At 54.4% G+C, this 20291-nt stretch carries 20 protein-coding genes and 4 tRNA genes; 15 read left to right on the top strand and 9 right to left on the bottom strand.

The window, feature by feature from the left end; translation table 11 throughout:
• The first annotated feature begins 7 nt into the window (after positions 1-7).
• The 6 genes from wecG to RW65_RS02405 all read left to right on the top strand — a co-directional run bounded on the left by wecG (position 8) and on the right by RW65_RS02405 (position 2945).
• On the top strand, positions 8-748 hold the full coding sequence (gene wecG / locus RW65_RS02430; RefSeq protein ID WP_039055063.1) for a lipopolysaccharide N-acetylmannosaminouronosyltransferase: 741 nt from the start codon (positions 8-10) through the stop codon (positions 746-748).
• Between the two features lie 256 nt (positions 749-1004).
• Positions 1005-2390 carry a bifunctional threonine/serine APC transporter ThrP gene (gene thrP / locus RW65_RS02425; RefSeq protein WP_039055062.1) on the top strand — a complete coding sequence of 462 codons (1386 nt, stop codon included), beginning with the start codon at positions 1005-1007 and terminating at the stop codon, positions 2388-2390.
• A gap of 103 nt (positions 2391-2493) precedes the next feature.
• A tRNA-Arg gene (locus tag RW65_RS02420) sits at positions 2494-2570 on the top strand.
• 69 nt (positions 2571-2639) lie between these two features.
• Positions 2640-2715, top strand: a tRNA-His gene (locus RW65_RS02415).
• A 28-nt stretch (positions 2716-2743) separates the two neighbouring features.
• A tRNA-Leu gene (locus RW65_RS02410) sits at positions 2744-2830 on the top strand.
• A 38-nt stretch (positions 2831-2868) separates the two neighbouring features.
• Positions 2869-2945 (top strand) — tRNA-Pro (locus RW65_RS02405).
• 605 nt (positions 2946-3550) lie between these two features.
• On the opposite strand, the gene hemY is transcribed toward RW65_RS02405, so the two are convergent.
• From hemY to hemC, 4 genes are read right to left on the bottom strand one after another with little or no spacing between them, the layout of a single operon-like run.
• The gene (gene hemY, locus RW65_RS02400; RefSeq protein WP_039055061.1) at positions 3551-4747 is read right to left on the bottom strand and encodes a protoheme IX biogenesis protein HemY; all 1197 of its coding nucleotides are present in this window, start codon (positions 4745-4747) and stop codon (positions 3551-3553) included.
• A gap of 2 nt (positions 4748-4749) precedes the next feature.
• Positions 4750-5904 (bottom strand): uroporphyrinogen-III C-methyltransferase, encoded by a 1155-nt coding sequence (gene hemX, locus RW65_RS02395; protein WP_039055060.1) that lies wholly within the window; start codon positions 5902-5904, stop codon positions 4750-4752.
• A 21-nt stretch (positions 5905-5925) separates the two neighbouring features.
• Positions 5926-6666, bottom strand: a complete 741-nt coding sequence (hemD, locus tag RW65_RS02390; protein WP_039055059.1) for a uroporphyrinogen-III synthase — start codon at positions 6664-6666, stop codon at positions 5926-5928.
• Entirely contained in the window at positions 6663-7604 is a 942-nt protein-coding gene (gene hemC / locus RW65_RS02385) for a hydroxymethylbilane synthase (protein ID WP_039055058.1), read from the bottom strand. The genes hemD and hemC overlap by 4 nt, the downstream gene beginning before the upstream one ends.
• A gap of 311 nt (positions 7605-7915) precedes the next feature.
• Here hemC and cyaA point away from each other — a divergent pair, with 311 nt between their 5' ends.
• On the top strand, positions 7916-10459 hold the full coding sequence (cyaA, locus tag RW65_RS02380; protein ID WP_039055056.1) for a class I adenylate cyclase: 2544 nt from the start codon (positions 7916-7918) through the stop codon (positions 10457-10459).
• A gap of 33 nt (positions 10460-10492) precedes the next feature.
• Here the strand turns inward: cyaA and cyaY are convergent, their stop codons facing one another.
• Positions 10493-10813 (bottom strand): iron donor protein CyaY, encoded by a 321-nt coding sequence (cyaY, locus tag RW65_RS02375; protein WP_039055055.1) that lies wholly within the window; start codon positions 10811-10813, stop codon positions 10493-10495.
• 137 nt (positions 10814-10950) lie between these two features.
• Between cyaY and lptM the strand changes: the two genes are divergently transcribed.
• The 8 genes from lptM (at position 10951) to corA (ending at position 17855) form a co-directional block, all read left to right on the top strand.
• Positions 10951-11154, top strand: a complete 204-nt coding sequence (gene lptM, locus RW65_RS02370) for an LPS translocon maturation chaperone LptM (protein WP_039055054.1) — start codon at positions 10951-10953, stop codon at positions 11152-11154.
• Positions 11155-11190: 36 nt separating this feature from the next.
• Positions 11191-12015 carry a diaminopimelate epimerase gene (gene dapF, locus RW65_RS02365; protein WP_039055053.1) on the top strand — a complete coding sequence of 275 codons (825 nt, stop codon included), beginning with the start codon at positions 11191-11193 and terminating at the stop codon, positions 12013-12015.
• Complete coding sequence (locus tag RW65_RS02360) at positions 12012-12719, top strand: DUF484 domain-containing protein (RefSeq protein WP_039055052.1); 708 nt, start codon at positions 12012-12014, stop codon at positions 12717-12719. Before dapF ends, RW65_RS02360 begins: the two co-directional genes overlap by 4 nt.
• Positions 12716-13618: a tyrosine recombinase XerC gene (gene xerC / locus RW65_RS02355; RefSeq protein ID WP_039055051.1), complete on the top strand. Its 903-nt coding sequence runs from the start codon at positions 12716-12718 to the stop codon at positions 13616-13618. The genes RW65_RS02360 and xerC overlap by 4 nt, the downstream gene beginning before the upstream one ends.
• Positions 13618-14334 carry a 5-amino-6-(5-phospho-D-ribitylamino)uracil phosphatase YigB gene (gene yigB, locus RW65_RS02350; protein ID WP_039055050.1) on the top strand — a complete coding sequence of 239 codons (717 nt, stop codon included), beginning with the start codon at positions 13618-13620 and terminating at the stop codon, positions 14332-14334. Before xerC ends, yigB begins: the two co-directional genes overlap by 1 nt.
• 49 nt (positions 14335-14383) lie before the next feature.
• Positions 14384-16546: a DNA helicase II gene (uvrD, locus tag RW65_RS02345; RefSeq protein WP_039055049.1), complete on the top strand. Its 2163-nt coding sequence runs from the start codon at positions 14384-14386 to the stop codon at positions 16544-16546.
• A 97-nt stretch (positions 16547-16643) separates the two neighbouring features.
• On the top strand, positions 16644-16751 hold the full coding sequence (ysgD, locus tag RW65_RS23190) for a YsgD/CorL family protein (protein WP_353598695.1): 108 nt from the start codon (positions 16644-16646) through the stop codon (positions 16749-16751).
• A 153-nt stretch (positions 16752-16904) separates the two neighbouring features.
• Entirely contained in the window at positions 16905-17855 is a 951-nt protein-coding gene (gene corA / locus RW65_RS02340; protein WP_039055048.1) for a magnesium/cobalt transporter CorA, read from the top strand.
• Between the two features lie 38 nt (positions 17856-17893).
• Here the strand turns inward: corA and RW65_RS02335 are convergent, their stop codons facing one another.
• The 4 genes from RW65_RS02335 to yigI all read right to left on the bottom strand — a co-directional run bounded on the left by RW65_RS02335 (position 17894) and on the right by yigI (position 20260).
• Positions 17894-18286 (bottom strand): DUF2628 domain-containing protein, encoded by a 393-nt coding sequence (locus RW65_RS02335; RefSeq protein ID WP_039055046.1) that lies wholly within the window; start codon positions 18284-18286, stop codon positions 17894-17896.
• On the bottom strand, positions 18279-18752 hold the full coding sequence (locus RW65_RS02330) for a hypothetical protein (protein WP_231564349.1): 474 nt from the start codon (positions 18750-18752) through the stop codon (positions 18279-18281). Before RW65_RS02330 ends, RW65_RS02335 begins: the two co-directional genes overlap by 8 nt.
• Before the next feature lie 88 nt (positions 18753-18840).
• Positions 18841-19737, bottom strand: a complete 897-nt coding sequence (rarD, locus tag RW65_RS02325; protein WP_039055045.1) for an EamA family transporter RarD — start codon at positions 19735-19737, stop codon at positions 18841-18843.
• A 55-nt stretch (positions 19738-19792) separates the two neighbouring features.
• Complete coding sequence (gene yigI / locus RW65_RS02320) at positions 19793-20260, bottom strand: acyl-CoA thioesterase YigI (protein ID WP_039055044.1); 468 nt, start codon at positions 20258-20260, stop codon at positions 19793-19795.
• Between the last annotated feature and the right edge of the window lie 31 nt (positions 20261-20291).

The following is a 20291-nucleotide window of genomic DNA, read 5'->3' as shown; positions in this document are numbered from 1 at the left end:
ATTTAACATGACTGATAAGACGGCAGCGCCGCTGTATGACCTGCGCGGTCTGAAATTAGTGGGCTGGCGCGATATGCAGCATGCGCTGGATTTTCTCTATGCGGATGGCGACATCCGGCAGGGCACGCTGGTGGCGATTAATGCCGAGAAGATGCTGACGCTGGAAGATGATGCCCAGGTTCGCGCCCTGATTGATGCCGCAGAGTTCAAATATGCCGATGGCATCAGCGTGGTGCGATCGCTGCGCAAAAAATTCCCTAAAGCGCAGGTTTCTCGCGTAGCGGGTGCCGATCTGTGGGAGCGACTGATGGCCCGCGCCGGCGCGGCAGGCACGCCCGTCTTTTTGGTGGGTGGTAAACCTGAGGTGCTGGCGCAGACGGAGCAGAAGCTGCGTGCGCAGTGGGGCGTGAATATCGTTGGCCGCCAGGACGGCTATTTTAGCCCAGAGCAGCGGCAAGGGCTGTTTGAGCGCATCCGCGACAGCGGGGCAAAAATCGTCACCGTCGCGATGGGCTCGCCGAAGCAGGAGATTTTTATGCGCGACTGCCGCGCTGTCTGGCCCGCGGCACTCTATATGGGCGTGGGCGGTACCTACGATGTCTTTACCGGACATGTAAAACGCGCGCCGAAAGTGTGGCAGCATTTAGGGCTGGAGTGGCTCTATCGCTTGTTATCACAGCCGACGCGGCTGAAACGCCAGCTTCGCCTGCTGCGTTACCTGCGCTGGCACTATTGCGGAAAACTGTAATATCCTGCGGGCGGCGTAATCCGCTGCCTTTTTCATTCTGGTTGCTGTTTTATTGTGCATTGTGCCAACTTTTTTTATACATCGTTTGCCATTTCCCTCTTTTTAAGAAACCATTCGCTCACTCATTGCAACGCCGTGGTGTTTTGCGCCAGCCATTTCCGGGTCGGTGCAGCATGGCCTGTTATGAGCTGAGGGAAAACTCATAACAATAACCCGCCAAGCGGGTACAGAATGACGCAAACACAACAGAGGATTTATGGCCGAAAACAAACCAGAGCTTCAGCGTGGTCTGGAGTCTCGTCACATCGAATTAATTGCCCTTGGGGGCACCATAGGCGTAGGCCTGTTTATGGGTGCCGCCAGCACGCTTAAATGGGCGGGGCCGTCGGTATTGCTGGCGTATATCGTCGCCGGTCTCTTCGTCTTCTTTATCATGCGTTCTATGGGCGAGATGCTGTATCTCGAGCCGGTTGCCGGTTCTTTCGCGGTATATGCGCATCGCTATATGAGCCCGTTTTTTGGCTATCTCACCGCCTGGTCTTACTGGTTTATGTGGATGGCGGTGGGCATCTCAGAAATTACCGCGATTGGCGTTTATGTCCAGTTCTGGTTCCCGGATCTTGCCCAATGGATACCCGCGCTGATTGCGGTGGGGCTGGTCGCGTTGGCTAACCTGGCGGCGGTACGTCTGTATGGTGAGATTGAGTTCTGGTTTGCGATGATCAAAGTCACCACCATTATTGTGATGATTATTGTCGGTCTGGGGGTGATCTTCTTCGGTTTCGGCAACGGCGGTCACTCCATTGGCTTTGGCAATCTCACCGAACATGGCGGCTTTTTCGCCGGCGGCTGGAAAGGCTTCTTAACCGCGCTCTGTATTGTTGTTGCTTCGTACCAGGGTGTTGAACTGATTGGTATCACCGCCGGTGAAGCGAAAAACCCGCAGGTAACCCTGCGTAGCGCGGTCAGCAAGGTGCTGTGGCGCATTCTGATTTTCTATGTGGGTGCCATCTTTGTTATCGTCACCATTTATCCGTGGAACGAAATCGGTGCCAACGGCAGTCCGTTTGTCCTGACCTTTGCCAAAATCGGTATCACTGCGGCGGCAGGCATCATCAACTTTGTCGTGCTGACGGCGGCGCTTTCGGGTTGTAACAGCGGTATGTATAGCTGCGGTCGTATGCTGTATGCCCTGGCGCAGAATCGTCAGTTGCCGGCAGCGGTAGGAAAAGTGTCGAAAAACGGCGTTCCGGCGATGGGCGTGGCGATCTCCATCATTATTCTGCTGGTCGGTTCTTGCCTGAACTATGTTATCCCCAACCCGCAGCGCGTGTTTGTTTACGTCTACAGCGCCAGCGTGTTGCCGGGGATGGTGCCGTGGTTTGTGATATTGATAAGCCAGCTGCGTTTCCGTAAGGCGCATAAAGAGGCTATCGCCAGCCACCCGTTCCGCTCGATGCTGTTCCCGTGGGCTAACTGGTTAACGATGGCGTTTCTGCTGTGTGTGCTGGTCGGTATGGGATTCAACGAAGATACGCGTATGTCGCTGTTTGTCGGCATTATCTTCCTCGCCGCGGTTACGGTTATTTATAAGGTATTTGGCCTCAATCGGCATACCGTTAGCCAGCGAGTGGGCGAATAAGAGGCAAAATGCGCAAAGCATAACCAAACGCGCATTTTCTTTAAAAAAAGCACTAGACAGCCGCGCCCGAAGTCCGTACTATCCACCCCCGCAACGGCGCTACGCGCCCGTAGCTCAGCTGGATAGAGCGCTGCCCTCCGGAGGCAGAGGTCTCAGGTTCGAATCCTGTCGGGCGCGCCATTTAAACCCGGCGCTTGAGCTGCGGTGGTTCGTGAATTATCACGAGACCGCGTGAAAAGATTTACAGTGGTGGCTATAGCTCAGTTGGTAGAGCCCTGGATTGTGATTCCAGTTGTCGTGGGTTCGAGTCCCATTAGCCACCCCATTATTTAGCAGTACAAGTTTCGTGGAATGCGAAGGTGGCGGAATTGGTAGACGCGCTAGCTTCAGGTGTTAGTGTCCTTACGGACGTGGGGGTTCAAGTCCCCCCCCTCGCACCACAACTTAGATTGAACAAAAAATTCAAAAAGCAGTAAAACGGCGAGTAGCGCAGCTTGGTAGCGCAACTGGTTTGGGACCAGTGGGTCGGAGGTTCGAATCCTCTCTCGCCGACCAATTTTGAACCCCGCGTAAAGCGGGGTTTTTTGTTTTTTATCTCCTCTCATATCTCCTCGCCTTCTCTCGAAACCCTGTTTTGCTCTCTGTTGCTGCATTACGACAATCCTTGCTGGCGATGTCGCTCGAAAGAGACATCTATTCATTTGATTTAAATAGATAATTTTTATTTAACCGATATGTGTCGTTTTATAGCGACAATTCAGCCATTTATGTAAGGAAAGCCAGGGTCATCGGCGGGAAAAAACCAAGAATTTGCTACTATTTTAAAAGCTTGCGGAACGTGGCATTTGTTAATGCAGTTCTGGCACGGTATGTGCAATAATATACGAGTAGATGCTCATTCCATCTCTTATGTTCGCCTTAGGGCTTCATAAACTCAGGAATGACGCAGAGCCGTTTACGGTGCTTATCGTCCACAGACAGATGTCGCTTCGGCCTCATCAAACACCATGGACATAACGTTGAGTGAAGCACCCATTTAGTTGTCAAAGACCTGTTTTAACGCCTGCCTGAATATTCCGGCAGGCGTTTTTTTATGGGCTGAAAGGGGAAATTTCGAACCGCAGGCGTTCTGGTTTACCTGCGGCTCGAATGAGAGCGGATTAAGCGGGTGGGTTGTTTTCCAGTGTCAGCAGCAGGCCGTCGCGGCGCATGGTTGCGGCCTCTTCCGGCTGATGAAGACGATCGAGGCAATCAGCAAGCCAGGCATAATCGAATGCGTCCGCACGCTGTTTTAACGCGGCACGGAACGCAAAACTGGCTTCCTGCCACTCGCCATGCTTCATCAATGATTGCCCCAGCGTACTCCACAGCAGCGGGCGATCGCCCTGCGTTTTAATCTGCTGGCGCAGGACTTTTTCGATCTGCTCCGGGTTATTGGTGCGCAGACGCGGAATAACCATCACCAGCCGATCGTCATATTGACGCTTCAGACCATCCAGCACGATCTGTTGTGCAGTATCGTGATCGTTACACTCAATTAAGTGCTCGGCCAAAGCTACCTGCAACACTACCTGGTGACGGGTTTTGCGGCTCTGATTTTTCCACCAGTTTTTCAGCCCATCGCTGCCCCGATCGGCGCGCACCTGATCCATGATGCCAATCCATGCTTGCTGCTGTAGACGCTCGCGATGTTCCTCTTCGCCCACGTCGGCTTTCGCCATTGAGGGCAGGATATCCAACAGCGAAGTCCACGCACCGGTACGGATATAAGCCTGCTCCGCCAGACGCAATACTTCCGGATGACGCGGAGTGACTTCCAGCAACCTGTCCACACCGTGGCGCGCAGCATGGTTTTCGTTGCGCGCCAGCTGTAAGCGCACGCGAGTGATTTCGACCGGAATCGGATCCTTTTCCGCCAGCTCTGCTGCACGCTCCAGATGCTGATTGGCGCGTATCTCATCGCCGCGCTGCTGGGCTGCTTCTGCGGCAAGCAGATAATTCACTACCGGCTGTTCAGCATGATCGGCATTCTTCGACATCAGCTTTTCAACCTGCTGATAATCGCCTTCCGCCAGTTTCAATAGCGCCTGCCCGGTCTGTTTCCGTGCGCGACGGCGCTTGCGGCCGACGAACCAGCCGCGAGTATGCGAGCCGGTGCGAAAAATACGACGCAGCAGCCATTCGAGGGCAAAGATAATCACTAAGGCCAGAATCAGGATAATCACCAGCCCGGTGACACTGGTTTCAATATTGTAGTTATCGGTCTGAATCAGCACATAACCCTGATGCCCGGCAAGCATCGGGCCGAGGACGATCCCGGCGATCAACAGTGCAAAGAGTAACAGCACTTTTAACATGGTTACTCTCCTTGTGCTGCGTTGGCGGCGGCCGGCTCAGCCGCGACGGTGGGCTGCGCCATCAAATTGCGTACGCGTGTTTGCATCAGTTTTTCCAGAATCGGCTGGCTTTGCAGTGATTCCGGCAGATCCATGGCGATAGTTTGCTGGCTCAGCTTATCCACTTCTTCAAGAAACGCTTTGGTAGCGGCGTCATCGGCATCGTAGTAAGCCCGTACCCAGGTTGAAACATTATCCAGCGCTTGCTTATAGGTCTCTTCCTGATGGCGCGGCACAGCCTGTGCGGCAACCAGCAGGCGCGAGCGGATATTTTCACGCAAATAGATATCTTGATTCGGCGCGAGCAGCGGCACGGCAGTGTCATCCCGGCGGCGAATGGTAATAAAGCTGTCCATAAAGTTCTGCCAGCTTTTTTGCAGGTTTACCCGCCATTCGCTAAGAGAGCTGGAAAGCTCGCCGCTATCGGTATCCATCGGCGAATCATCATCGTTATTGTCCGCCAGTGGCAAATTATCTATCTGGTTAGAGAGCTGATTCAGTTTCAGGATCGTGCCGTCATAATCCACCTGGCTAATGGCCGCCAGGCTGGCAATATCTTCCGTAATGGCGCGGCGGGCGGTAATCAGGCTGGGATCGTTCATATCTGCCAGGCTTGCATCGGCGCTTTTCAGCAATGCCGCCGCCGTGGTGGCATCCTGATCGCTCCACAGTTTGCGCCCGGCCAGTTTCACCAGGAAATCCGCCTGCGCCAGCTGCCAGGTTTTGGCGTCAGAACCGGAAATGGTCGCTACTTTCTGCTGCACTTCCTCGAGTTGCTTCGCCAGCACCTCGTTCTGGTGTTTAGCCGCAGCTAAATCGCTACTCTGCTGTTTGAGGACGCCTTCAAGCGCAGTGCGCTGCTTATCCTGCGATTGCTGCAGGGCAATTATCTGATCGGCGAGTTCGTTATCATTGGAATGCAACGTTACCGTCTGTTGTTTCATCCAGCCATAAAGCCCGACGCCGGAGGCCAGTGCTATCGCGATGGCGATCGCGCTAAGAGCAAGGCTGGTTTTGTACGCGCGTGCGTTCTTCTCTACTTTCTCCGGCGGCGGCGTTGCGCCGTCAGCCGCATTGGTTTCTGTAACCTCGGCGGAGGAGTGTTGTTGTTCCGTCATTATGGCTTCCCATTATGAGAGTTATTGTAATGCGCGAAGCAGCGCATCGTTGTCGGCATTGTCAGCGACCTGAATGTCCTGCCAGCCCAAATCCCGGGCGAGGTGCGCCAGGCGTTCGCTGACCACCACCAGGCGGCAGCGAAGTAACCAATTTTCCCGATACCAGGGAGGAATAAGTGAATAGAGTTGCTGCAACATTTCGCCGCTGGTGACCACCAGCGTTGTTACGCCGCGAGTATGCCAGCGCATCGCCTCTTCTGCGCCGTCATACTGTTTTGCGCTGCGTTGATAGCATTCGCAAAACTCAACGATAGCGCCGCGCGCCGTCAGCGTTTCCGCCAGCAATTCGCGCCCACCGTTCCCGCGTAAGATTAGTGCATGCTTGCCCTGAACACTTTGTAATTCAGGTAATTGTAGCAACATTTCGCTGACTTCCCGATCGAAGGGGTAGCGTACATCAATACCGCTTACGGTATGCAACGCCAGCGCGGTCGTGCGCCCAATCGCGAAATAATGGGGTTCGACCGGAAAGTGCAGTGCTCTTTGTTGCAGGTACGCATGGGCAAAAGAGACGGCATGCTGCGACAGTACAAACACCATATCGTCTGCGGTTAACGCGGCGAGGTGCGCGGGCAGCAAGCCCAGTTCGCGTCCCGGCGTAAATTCGATCAATGGAAAGTTCCAGGCTACCAGCCCTAGCGTACGCAGTCGGCGTACTAATTCTTCCCCCGCCGGGGAGGGGCGGGTAACCAGGATACTCATGCAGGGGCGTCTCCGTTATAAACTTCAGCCAAAATAGCGCGTGCGCCATTGTCCAGTAACTCTTCCGCCAGCGAGATGCCTAGCTGCTCGGCTTCTTCCAGGGGACCGCGACGCTCGCCTCGCACCATTATGGATCCGTCCGGTGCGCCAACCAGGCCACGAAGCCAGATTTCACCCTCAATCAATTCAGCATAGCTGCCAATCGGCACCTGACAGCCGCCTTCGAGGCGCGTATTCATAGCGCGTTCCGCTTTGACGCGAACGGCGGTGCTGTCGTGATTCAGCGGTGCGAGAAGCGCGCGCGTGCGCGTATCGTCCAGACGACACTCGATACCCACCGCGCCCTGACCGACCGCAGGCAGTGAAATTTCCGGCGCTAGCGCGGCGCGTATGCGGGAACCCAGCCCAAGGCGATTGAGTCCGGCGACAGCGAGAATAATCGCGTCATAATCGCCGTTATCAAGCTTGCTCAGGCGCGTACCGACATTGCCGCGCAGGGATCGAATAACCAGATCCGGGCGCTGCTCGGCTAACTGGCACTGACGGCGCAGACTGGAGGTGCCGACAATGCTGCCAGCGGGCAGGTCATCCAGCGAGTTGTAGTGATTTGAGACAAACGCGTCACGCGGATCTTCGCGCTCGCAGATGGTCACCAGGCCAAGCCCGTCGGGGAAATCGACCGGCACATCCTTCATTGAATGCACGGCGATATCGGCACGGTTTTCAAGCAGCGCCAGCTCGAGCTCTTTGACAAACAGGCCTTTACCGCCCACTTTCGCCAGCGGCGTATCGAGAATCACATCTCCGCGCGTGACCATTGGCACCAGTTCAACCGCAAGCCCTGGGTGGTTCGCCTCGAGGTGTTGCTTAACGTAGTGTGCCTGCCAGAGCGCAAGAGGGCTTTGCCGTGTGGCAATTCTTAAAACATTGTCTAACATGCTTGTTACCGTCCTTATCGTCCGTTGACCATCCTAACATTGTTGCTTTGGGGTGTCAGTGCTCGCGGTGGTTTGCGCGGACATGAGGAGGCGACACCTCTGCAATGAAGGCATAGCAGAACCGTAATTCGGAATTTACAGCGAACGTTTAATGCTACACTGGTTTGTAGCGCATCTTTCTTTACGGTCAATGTGCAAGGTGTTAAATTGATCACGTTTTAGACCATTTTTTCGTCGCTTCCCTATAAAGATAAGGGCGGAAAAAAGGTGACGGTTATTGTGAATTTTCTGTAAACATCAGGCGATATGTCTTGTACCTCTATATTGAGACTCTGAAACAGAGACTGGATGCCATCAATCAACTGCGTGTGGATCGCGCGCTTGCTGCCATGGGACCTGCTTTTCAGCAGGTATACAGTCTGCTGCCGACATTACTGCATTACCATCATCCGCTGATGCCGGGCTACCTTGAAGGTAACGTTCCCCAGGGCATTTGCTTTTACACGCCTGATGAAAACCAACTTCACTTCCTGAACGAGCTTGAGCTGCAGCGCGGTATGCCGCCGCAGATCTCGCCGAAAGGCGAACTGCCGATCACCGGTGTCTATTCAATGGGCAGCACCTCCTCCGTTGGGCAAAGCTGCTCTTCGGATCTGGATATTTGGGTCTGCCATCAATCCTGGCTGGATAATGAAGAGCGTCAGCTGCTGCAGCGTAAATGCAGCCTGCTTGAGAGCTGGGCGGCTTCCCTCGGCGTGGAAGTGAGCTTCTTCCTGGTGGATGAAAACCGCTTCCGCCACAATGAAAGCGGCAACCTCGGCAGTGAGGATTGCGGTTCTACGCAGCATATCCTGTTGCTGGACGAATTTTACCGTACCGCTGTGCGCCTCGCCGGTAAGCGTATTCTGTGGAATATGGTGCCGGGAGAAGAAGAAGAGCATTACGACGATTACGTTATGTCGCTCTATGCGCAGGGCGTGTTGACGCCAAACGAATGGCTCGATCTGGGCGGCTTAAGCTCCCTGCCGGCGGAAGAGTATTTTGGTGCCAGCCTGTGGCAGCTCTATAAAAGCATCGATTCGCCTTATAAAGCCGTGTTGAAAACGCTGCTGCTGGAAGCCTATTCCTGGGAGTATCCCAACACCCGTCTGTTGGCGAAAGATATTAAACAGCGCCTGCATGATGGCGAGATTGTCTCCTTTGGTCTCGATCACTACTGCATGATGCTGGAACGGGTCACGGCGTATCTGGTGGCGATTGAAGACACCACGCGTCTCGACCTGGTTCGCCGCTGTTTCTATTTGAAAGTGTGCGAAAAATTGAGTCGTGAGCGCGCGTGCGTTGGCTGGCGTCGGGAAGTGATTTCGCAGCTGGTGAAAGAGTGGGGCTGGGATGAAGCCCGCCTGGCAATGCTGGATAACCGCGCCAACTGGAAAATCGATCAGGTACGCGAAGCGCACAACGAACTGCTTGATGCGATGATGCAGAGCTACCGCAACCTGATTCGCTTTGCGCGGCGTAACAACTTAAGCGTTTCCGCCAGCCCGCAGGATATCGGCGTATTGACCCGTAAACTGTACGCGGCGTTTGAAGCCCTGCCGGGTAAAGTCACGCTGGTCAACCCGCAGATTTCGCCGGATCTTTCCGAACCGAATTTAACCTTTATCCATGTGCCGCCGGGCCGTGCCAACCGTACCGGTTGGTACCTCTATAATCGCGCGCCCAACATGGATTCGATCGTCAGCCATCAGCCGCTGGAATATAACCGCTACCTGAATAAGCTGGTGGCCTGGGCATGGTTTAACGGTCTGCTGACCTCACGCACGCATCTGTTTATTAAAGGCAATGGCATCGTTGATTTGCCGAAGCTGCAGGAGATGGTGGCAGATGTTTCGCACCACTTCCCGCTGCGGCTGCCTGCGCCGACGGCGAAAGCGCTCTACAGCCCTTGCGAAATTCGTCATCTGGCTATCATCGTTAACCTGGAATATGACCCTACAGCGGCGTTTCGTAACCAGGTTGTACACTTTGATTTCCGCAAGCTTGACGTCTTTAGCTTTGGCGAACAGCAAAATTGCCTGGTGGGCAGCGTCGATCTGCTTTATCGCAACTCGTGGAATGAAGTGCGTACCCTGCATTTCAACGGCGAGCAGGCGATGATCGAAGCGCTGAAAACCATTCTGGGTAAAATGCATCAGGATGCCGCGCCGCCGGATAGTGTGGAAGTGTTCTGTTACAGCCAGCATTTACGCGGACTTATCCGCACCCGTGTGCAACAGCTGGTGTCGGAATGCATTGAGCTGCGACTCTCCAGCACTCGCCAGGATACCGGACGTTTCAAAGCCTTACGCGTTGCCGGTCAGACCTGGGGTCTGTTCTTTGAACGCCTGAATGTTTCCGTGCAGAAGCTGGAAAATGCGATTGAGTTTTACGGTGCGATCTCCCACAACAAGCTGCACGGCCTTTCGGTGCAGGTGGAAACCAATCATGTCGAATTACCGGCGGTGGTGGATGGCTTTGCCAGTGAAGGGATAATCCAGTTCTTCTTTGAAGAGGCCGGCGAAGAGGGCTTTAACATCTATATTCTGGATGAGAGCAACCGTGCGGAAGTTTATCATCATTGTGAAGGCAGCAAAGAGGAGCTGGTACGCGACGTGAGCCGTTTCTACTCTTCCTCGCACGATCGCTTCACTTACGGCTCCAGCTTTATCAACTTCAACCTGCCGCAGTTCTACCAGATTGTTAACGTCGACGGGCGCACGCAGGTGATACCGTTCCGTAATCAGACGATCAGTACCGCGACGCCGGCCAATCAGGATAACGATGCGCCGCTGTTGCAGCAGTACTTCTCCTAAATGATTTGCCCGGACAGCGCCGGGCAATTGAGCTCAGCGGAAAGTGACGCTTTCTCCCGCCTGCTGGCTTGCCGCTTGTTCCAGCAAATCCCAGAAGGTTTCGCCGCTGCGATCGCAAACCCATTCGTCGTCTCTCAGATCAAAGTGGTAGCCGCCTTGTTTCGTTGCCAGCCACACCTGGTGCAGCGGCTCCTGGCGGTTAATGATGATTTTACTGCCGTTTTCAAAGCTAATGGTTAACACGCCGCCGTTGATCTCGCAGTCGATATCGCTGTCGCCATCCCAGTCATCCAGGCGTTCTTCAATGGTCAGCCACAGGCCGTCGGCAAGGCGATGAAATTCACTGTCGTTCATTCTCTTTTCCCGTTTTTTATGATGGCAGCAGTATAACGCGAAACATTTCCCGATGCCCGAAACGCGCAAACTCTTGCTTTTGTGTCTTCTCCTGCGATGATAGAAAGCAGAAAGAACGAACTTACAGGCAACTTATAATGAAAGATGTTTTTCGCACGCTGGCCGTACTGCTAACGCTGTTTAGCCTGACGGGTTGTGGTCTGAAAGGTCCACTCTATTTCCCGCCCGCAGACAAAAACGCGCCGCCGCCCACTAAACCGCAAAACAGCACCATTCAGCCGACTACGCCGAATAAAAACGATCGTGGTAATGACGGCTCGCCGAGCCAGGTGAATAACTGAGGTTAGCGTTCTGTATCCGCGCAAATGGAGTAGATGATGCAGTTCTCAAAGATGCATGGCCTTGGCAACGATTTTATGGTCGTCGACGCGGTAACGCAGAATGTCTTTTTTTCCCCGGAGCTGATCCGTCGTCTGGCGGATCGTCATCTTGGCGTTGGATTCGATCAGCTGCTGGTGGTCGAACCGCCTTACGATCCTGAACTGGATTTTCACTATCGGATTTTCAACGCCGATGGCAGCGAAGTATCGCAGTGCGGTAATGGTGCGCGCTGCTTCGCCCGTTTTGTTCGCCTGAAAGGGCTAACCAATAAACGTGATATCCGCGTCAGTACCGCCAACGGACGTATGGTATTAAGCGTAACGGAAGATGAGTTGGTGCGCGTGAATATGGGCGAGCCGAACTTTGAACCCTCGCAGGTGCCGTTTCGCGCAAACAAAGCGGAAAAGACTTATATCATGCGAGTGGCGGAGCAAACCGTATTATGCGGCGTTGTCTCAATGGGCAACCCGCACTGCGTAATCCAGGTCGATGACGTCACGACCGCGCCAGTCGACACGCTGGGCCCGTTAATGGAAAGCCACGAAAGATTCCCGGAACGGGCGAATATCGGTTTTATGCAGATCGTGAAGCCGGAGCACATTCGCCTGCGCGTCTATGAACGCGGCGCGGGCGAAACCCGCGCCTGCGGTAGTGGAGCCTGTGCGGCGGTGGCTGTCGGCATCCAGCAGGGCTTGCTGGCAGAAAATGTTCGTGTGGAATTACCAGGCGGTCGGCTTGATATCGCATGGAAAGGACCGGGCCAACCGCTCTATATGACTGGCCCGGCGGCACATGTCTACGACGGATTTATTCAGTTATGAAACAGCCAGGGGAAGAATTACAGGAGACGTTTACGGAACTGGATGACCGCGAAGTCGTTGAGTATCTGCTGCGTAACCCTGATTTCTTTATCCGCAATGCACGGCTGGTGGAACAGATGCGTGTGCCGCATGCGGTGCGCGAAACGGTTTCGCTGGTGGAATGGCACATGGCGCGTTCGCGCAACCATATCAACGTGTTGGAAGAGAACATGACGCTATTGATGGAACAGGCCAGCGCCAATGAAGGTCTGTTCTATGGCTTGTTGCGTCTGCAAGGGCGGCTGGCATCCGCGCCGAGCCTTGATGAGTTGCTCAACCGCTTCCATCGCTGGGCGCGCGATTTAGGGCTGGCAGGCGCGACTATTCGTCTGTTCCCCGATCGTTGGCGTCTTGGCGCACCGTCGAAATTTACTCATCTTACGCTCTCCCGGCAGGCTTTTGAGCCGCTGCGTATTCAGCGCCTTGGCCAGCGACATCACTATCTTGGGCCGTTAAACGGGCCGGAACTGCTGCTGCTGCTGCCGGAGGCGAAAGCGATTGGTTCCGTCGCGCTGTCGATGATGGGGGAGGATGGCGATCTCGGCGTCGTGTTATTCAGCAGCCGCGATATTCACCATTATCAGCAGGGACAAGGCACCCAGTTGCTGGAAGCGATCGCGCAGTTACTGCCGGATCTGCTGGAGCGCTGGATCCAACGCCTATGAATGATTCCCCACTGTTATCACACGTGACGCGTTTTCTGCGCTACCTCAGCGTAGAACGTCAGCTCAGCCCTATCACCGTTTTAAACTATCAGCGTCAGCTTGATGCCATTATTGCTTTAACCGCCGAACTCGGTCTGAAAAGCTGGCAACAATGTGATGCTGCAATGGTACGCGCCATTGCCACGCGTAGCCGACGCCACGGGCTTGGTGCCTCAAGCCTGGCGCTGCGGCTGTCTGCGCTGCGCAGTTTCTTTGACTGGATGATAGGTCAGGGTGAGCTGGCCGCCAATCCGGCAAAAGGCATCTCTTCCCCTAAAGCGGCCCGTCATCTGCCAAAAAATATCGATGTTGATGATATGAGCCGCCTGCTGGATATCGATCTTAACGATCCGCTGGCCGTGCGCGATCGCGCGATGCTGGAAGTGATGTATGGCGCGGGCCTGCGTTTGTCAGAACTGGTGAATCTGGATATCAACCATCTGGATCTGGAAAGCGCTGAAGTGTGGGTGGTGGGCAAAGGCAGCAAAGAGCGTCGTTTGCCAATAGGCAGCAACGCGGTTGCGTGGATTGAGCACTGGCTGGATCTGCGTGGGCTGTTCGGTGCGGAAGAGAATGCGCTGTTTTTGTCGAAGCTTGGCAAACGTATCTCGGCGCGCAACGTACAAAAGCGCTTCGCTGAATGGGGTATCAAACAGGGCCTGAACAGTCATGTGCATCCGCATAAACTGCGCCACTCGTTTGCGACCCATTTGCTGGAGTCGAGCGGCGATCTGCGCGGTGTGCAGGAGCTGCTCGGCCATGCCAATTTATCGACTACCCAGATTTATACCCATCTTGATTTTCAACATCTTGCTTCGGTTTACGATGCGGCGCACCCGCGCGCCAAACGGGGGAAATAATGCGTTTTTACCGCCCATTGGGTCACATTGCTGCACTCACCTTCGACCTGGACGACACCCTTTATGACAACCGGATGGTTATCCAGCGGACAGAGCAGGAAGCGCTGGCGTTTGTGCAGCGTTATCACCCGGCGTTAAGCTCGCTGGAAAACAAAGAGTTCCAGCGTTTACGTCAGTCGCTGCGGGAAACCGAGCCGGATATTTACCACGATGTGACCGAATGGCGCCGACGCGCGGTGGAACACGCGATGCTCAACGCCGGGTTAACGGCAGAAGAAGCCGCCGAAGGCGCTAATGCATCGATGGTTAACTTTGCCAAATGGCGCAGCCGTATTGATGTGCCCGAAGAAACGCACGATACGCTGGCAAAGCTGGCTAAAAAGTGGCCGCTGGTGGCGATCACTAACGGTAACGCGCAGCCGGAGCTGTTTGGCCTTGGCAACTATTTTCAGTTCGTACTGCGTGCCGGGCCGCACGGCCGCTCAAAACCTTTTGGTGATATGTATCAACTGGCTGCTGAGCGTCTGGGCGTGGCGATAAACGATATCCTGCACGTGGGCGACGATCTGACCACCGATGTCGCCGGGGCGATTCGCTGCGGTATGCAGGCATGCTGGATTAAGCCGGAAGGCGCAGATTTGCTACAAGCCAGCGACAGCCGCTTGCTGCCGCACATTGAAATTTCGCGGTTGGCATCCCTCACTACGCTGATATAATCACCAGCTGTTCTGTATAAATTCACAGTAATATTTCGCGGCGGTGCCAATGGACGTTTCTTATCTGCTCGACAGCCTCAATGACAAACAGCGCGACGCCGTAGCCGCCGAGCGCAGCAATATGCTGGTGCTGGCAGGGGCGGGAAGCGGTAAGACACGCGTGCTGGTACACCGTATCGCCTGGCTGATGACCGTGGAGAATGCTTCGCCCTATTCGATTATGGCGGTCACCTTCACCAACAAAGCGGCGGCGGAAATGCGCCACCGTATCGGCCAACTGATGGGAACCTCGCAGGGCGGAATGTGGGTCGGGACTTTCCACGGTCTGGCGCACCGCTTGCTGCGCGCGCACCATATGGATGCCAACCTGCCGCAGGATTTCCAGATTCTCGACAGCGAAGACCAGCTGCGTCTGCTCAAGCGCCTCATCAAAGCGATGAACCTTGATGAAAAGCAGTGGCCGCCGCGTCAGGCGATGTGGTACATCAACGGCCAGAAAGATGAAGGCATCCGCCCGCATCACATTCAGAGCTTCGGCAACCCCGTTGAGCAGACCTGGCAGAAAGTCTACCAGGCCTATCAGGAGGCCTGCGATCGCGCCGGGCTGGTGGATTTTGCCGAGCTGCTGCTGCGCGCCCATGAGCTGTGGCTCAACAAACCACATATTTTGCAGCACTACCGCGAACGCTTTACCAATATCCTGGTGGATGAATTCCAGGATACCAACAACATTCAATACGCGTGGATCCGCCTGCTGGCGGGCGATACCGGCAAAGTGATGATCGTCGGCGATGATGACCAGTCGATCTATGGCTGGCGCGGCGCGCAGGTGGAAAACATCCAGCGTTTCCTGAAAGATTTCCCCGGTGCGCAGACCATCCGCCTTGAGCAGAACTACCGTTCGACCAGCAATATTCTCAGCGCGGCAAACGCCCTGATTGAGAATAACAATGGTCGTCTGGGTAAAAAGCTGTGGACCGAAGGCGTCGAGGGCGAGCTGATTTCCCTCTACTGCGCGTTTAACGAGCTGGATGAAGCGCGTTATGTCGTCAATCGCATCAAAGCCTGGCAGGATAACGGCGGGCAGCTCGCCCAGTGCGCCATTCTCTATCGCAGCAACGCCCAATCGCGCGTGCTGGAAGAGGCGCTGCTGCAGGCCAGCATGCCGTACCGTATTTATGGCGGTATGCGCTTCTTCGAGCGTCAGGAAATTAAAGATGCGCTCTCCTATCTGCGCCTGATCGCCAACCGTAACGATGATGCCGCCTATGAACGCGTGGTGAATACGCCGACGCGCGGTATCGGCGATCGTACGCTGGACGTGGTGCGGCAAACCGCCCGCGATCGTCAGTTGACGTTATGGCAGGCGACGCGCGAGCTACTGCAGGAAAAAGCGCTGGCGGGGCGCGCGGCAAGCGCCCTGCAACGTTTCCTTGAACTGATTGACGCGCTGGCGCAGGAGACGGCGGATATGCCCCTGCATGTGCAAACGGATCGGGTGATCAGTGATTCCGGCCTGCGCATGATGTACGAGCAGGAGAAGGGCGAGAAGGGCCAGACGCGTATCGAAAACTTAGAAGAGCTGGTCACCGCCACGCGCCAGTTCAGCTACAACGAAGAAGATGAAGATTTGATGCCGCTGCAGGCATTTCTCTCTCACGCCGCGCTGGAAGCGGGCGAAGGGCAGGCGGATACCTGGCAGGACGCGGTACAGCTGATGACGCTGCACTCGGCGAAAGGGCTGGAGTTTCCGCAGGTCTATATTGTCGGTATGGAAGAGGGCATGTTCCCGAGCCAGATGTCGCTGGACGAAGGCGGACGGCTGGAAGAGGAGCGCCGTTTAGCCTACGTCGGCGTGACCCGCGCGATGCAAAAACTGACTCTGACCTACGCGGAAACGCGCCGCTTGTACGGCAAAGAGGTCTATCATCGCCCGTCGCGCTTTATCGGCGAGCTGCCGGAAGAGTGCGTTGAAGAGGTGCGCCTGCGCGCCAGTATTAGCCGCCCCGTCAGCCACCAGCGCATGGGTACGCCGGTGGCGCAGAGCGATACCGGGTTTACCCTGGGTCAGCGCGTGCGTCATGCGAAATTTGGTGAAGGTACGGTGGTAAACATGGAAGGCAGCGGTGAGCACAGCCGTTTGCAGGTGGCTTTTCCGGGGCAGGGCATTAAATGGCTGGTGGCGGCTTACGCGAAGCTAGAAAGTGTGTAACATTCAGAAAAATATCATTTTTTTGTAATACTCTGCTAGCCTTATACGCTGAAGGGCAAATAATGCTCTTTCGCGTTTCGTTGCGTGTTGACGCCTTTTGAGTGCTGGCGTAACATGCGCGCACGATCACGCTAAGAGGACATTCGCCTTGGACACACCCAGTAGATACTGGCTCAATTTCCTGGTTTTCAGGAACAACTCCTAAGGCTATCTCCTTATGCTGATGGCCTTAGAGGTTGTCAGCGACCCGTTCTATTCCCGTCGCGCTGAGTCAGGCTGTTTAATGGTCTGAAACCCAATTTGTTTCTTTGTGTGCCCACCGAACTGTCCAATATTTTTTGCATTGGGAGTCCCGGCTATGCTGAGCGCATTTCAACTGGAAAACAATCGTTTAACCCGCCTTGAGGCTGACGAAATCAAACATCTCGCCAGCTCTGTTTGGGTTGATTTGGTCGAGCCGGACGATGAAGAACGTACCCGCGTGCAAACGGAATTGGGTCAGAATCTGGCCACCCGCCCTGAACTGGAAGACATTGAGGCCTCGGCGCGTTTTTTTGAAGACGAAGACGGCCTGCACATTCACTCCTTCTTCTTTTTCGAAGATGCGGAAGATCATGCAGGTAACTCAACGGTGGCTTTTACCATTCGTGAAGGCCGCCTGTTTACGCTGCGTGAACGCGAACTGCCCGCTTTTCGCCTCTATCGTATGCGCGCCCGCAGCCAGGAGATGGTCGACGGTAACGCTTATGAGCTGCTGCTGGATCTGTTCGAAACCAAAATCGAACAGCTGGCGGATGAAATCGAAAACATCTACAGCGATCTGGAAAAGCTGAGCCGCGTGATTATGGAAGGCCAGCAGGGCGACGAGTATGACGAAGCACTCTCGACGCTGGCGGAACAGGAAGATATCGGCTGGAAAGTGCGTCTGTGTCTGATGGATACCCAGCGCGCGTTAAACTTCCTGGTACGCAAGGCGCGTTTACCGGCCGGTCAGCTTGAGCAGGCGCGCGAGATCCTGCGCGATATCGAATCTCTGTTGCCGCATAACGAATCCCTTTTCCAGAAAGTGAACTTCCTGATGCAGGCGGCGATGGGTTTTATCAATATCGAACAGAACCGTATCATCAAGATCTTCTCGGTGGTCTCGGTGGTGTTCCTGCCGCCGACGCTGGTGGCGTCCAGCTACGGGATGAACTTTGAGTTTATGCCCGAGCTGCACTGGAGCTTCGGCTACCCTGGCGCAATCATCTTTATGATCCTTGCCGGGCTGGCGCCATATCTCTATTTCAAACGGCGTAACTGGCTGTAAAACAAAAAAGGTTCAGCACGATGCTGAACCTTTTTTTGTTACAGGCTCCAGGTCTGGATGCCTTTCACTTTATATTCGTAATACCAGATATTGGCTCGCCATCCGATATAACCGTTAACGACTAACATCAGCGGACCAAGACCGGTAAGTACGGCAACAATAAACGTCACCAGATTAAGTACTAATACCAGAGTGGCTTTTTTCCACAGACCAAGAATCATTAAATAGATAAATGAGAAAGCGTAAGCGAAGAGATTCATCGAGACGCGGCGCTTCTGCCAGAACCCTATCTCTTTAAATGCGCTTTTCCAGGCAGGAGTCATCTTCCAGAAACCGGGATAACCATTCTTCTCATAAAACGCGAAACGGAATTTCCATTTCTCGCTCAGTGTGTTGTCATTTTTATAATCATAAGTGCTGATATCACTCATTTTTCCCTCCTGAAATGGACACCTTGTCCGTGGAATGACCTTGTTGGTTTAATTGCGTCGGTGCGAGCATAAAAAACACAAACACCAGCAAGTCGTAGCCAAAATAGATTCTGATGCCAAGGTTTAGACAATCATCATCACTCGTTATGTTGGCGCGCGTAATCCCGAGCGCTACGACATAAACCAGCAACGATATAATGACGATATACCGTCCTTTCTGGCCGCTGTCTCTAAAGCGTTGCGCGTTGGTATTTAGTTTCAAATACGTATAGAGAACCAAGCACACCAGCGGCAGCACCGGTAACGAAGCGACATTGAAAGCGATAGTTAAAAAGAGAATATGCAGAAGCAAAAAGGTTAGGATATACGGCCCACGCGCGAGGCACGTTTTGCCCGACGGCAAAAAAATCCTGCGAAACATGCGTGATTCATCCTGAATGGCATTAAAGCGAAGGGGGGGGAACATACCACTCCATGTCCCGTTTAGCGATTAACTAAATCGTTTCCTCCTAAATTTTGTAGGGGGCGGGCGGCTATTCCGCCCGTCTATTTAATCAGGCACGTTTGCGTAGCCCGCGCTGGGTATAAATGGCATCCAGCACAAAAATTGCCAGCGCCAGCCAAATAAAGGCGAAGGTCACCATTTTATCCGCGCCGGGATGTTCGCCATAAAAGAGCACCGCCAGCAGGAACATCAGCGTCGGGCCAATATATTGAAAGAAGCCGAGGGTCGACAGGCGAAGCCGCGTGGCCGCACCGGTAAAACAGAGCAGCGGTACGGTAGTCACCACGCCTGCGGCCATCAACAGCAGGTTGAGTGACAGACTGTTTTGCCCCATATGGCTGGTTGGGGTATCGGTGATACCAAATAACCAGACCGCCGCAACCGGAAGCAGCCACAGCGTTTCTATCAGCATGCCGGTTTGCGCTTCTACCGCGATCTTCTTACGCAGCAGGCCATAAAAAGCAAAGCTAAAGGCCAGCCCAAGGGCGATAAGCGGCAGTGAGCCGAAAGTCCACAACTGAACCAGCACGCCGGTGGCGGCGAGCAGCACCGCCAGCCACTGCATGCGGCGAAAGCGCTCACCCAAAAAAAGCATGCCCAACAGAATATTCACCAGCGGGTTAATAAAGTAGCCCAGGCTCGCTTCCAGCATATGGTTATGGTTTACCGACCAGATAAACAGCAGCCAGTTACCGCCCACCAGCACGGCGGACAGCGCCAGCAGCAGGATCTTTTTTGGCGTTTTTAGCAGGGCTTTTACGCTGCCCCACTGGCGGCTGACGCTGATTAACGCCAGCATAAAGAAGAACGACCAGATCACCCGGTGCGTCAGAATCTCGTCCGCCGGAACAAACCAAATCGTTTTGAAATAGGCCGGGGCGATACCCCAAATAAAATAAGCGGCCAGGGCGAGAATCACGCCCAGCCGCGTCTGTTTTGCATCCATCGGGAGAACTCTTGGCTGAAATGAATGCTCATGGTACCCGAATTTTATCTCAGGCTCACCCCACCATATAGGTGGCGGTCGCGCTGGCGATATAGAGCTGTTCTTCGTTATGAAGCTCCACGCGCGCGACGGCCACTTTATTGCCCGCGCGCAGCAGGCTGCTGCTGGCGGTAAAGCGCGTACCGCGCCCCGGGCGCAGATAATCAACACGCAAATCGATAGTGCCCATTCGTGACAAACGCTGGCGCAGCTCCTCTTCGCTAATGGTTTCATGGCGGGTTAGGGTACTGCCAACGCAGACAAGGCCCGCAGCAACATCGAGGGCAGAAGCGATCACTCCGCCATGTAAAATACTTTGTGCCCAGTTGCCGACCATCATAGGCTGGTTATTGAAACACAGCTGCGCGTAATCTCTTTCATAGCGCTCCAGCTCCAGCCCTAACGCACGATTGAACGGCATGTGATAGACGAAGATTTCGCCGACCTTCTTCAGGACTTCTTCCGCTGTGAGAACAACTGACATAGCTATCTGATCCGATGAGTTAATGAAATGT

The organism is Enterobacter sp. Bisph1 (genome assembly GCF_000814905.1).
Taxonomy (GTDB): Bacteria; Pseudomonadota; Gammaproteobacteria; order Enterobacterales; family Enterobacteriaceae; genus Kosakonia.
The sequence above is the reverse complement of the archived record's forward strand: the minus strand, read 5'-3'. Positions and strand labels throughout refer to the sequence as shown.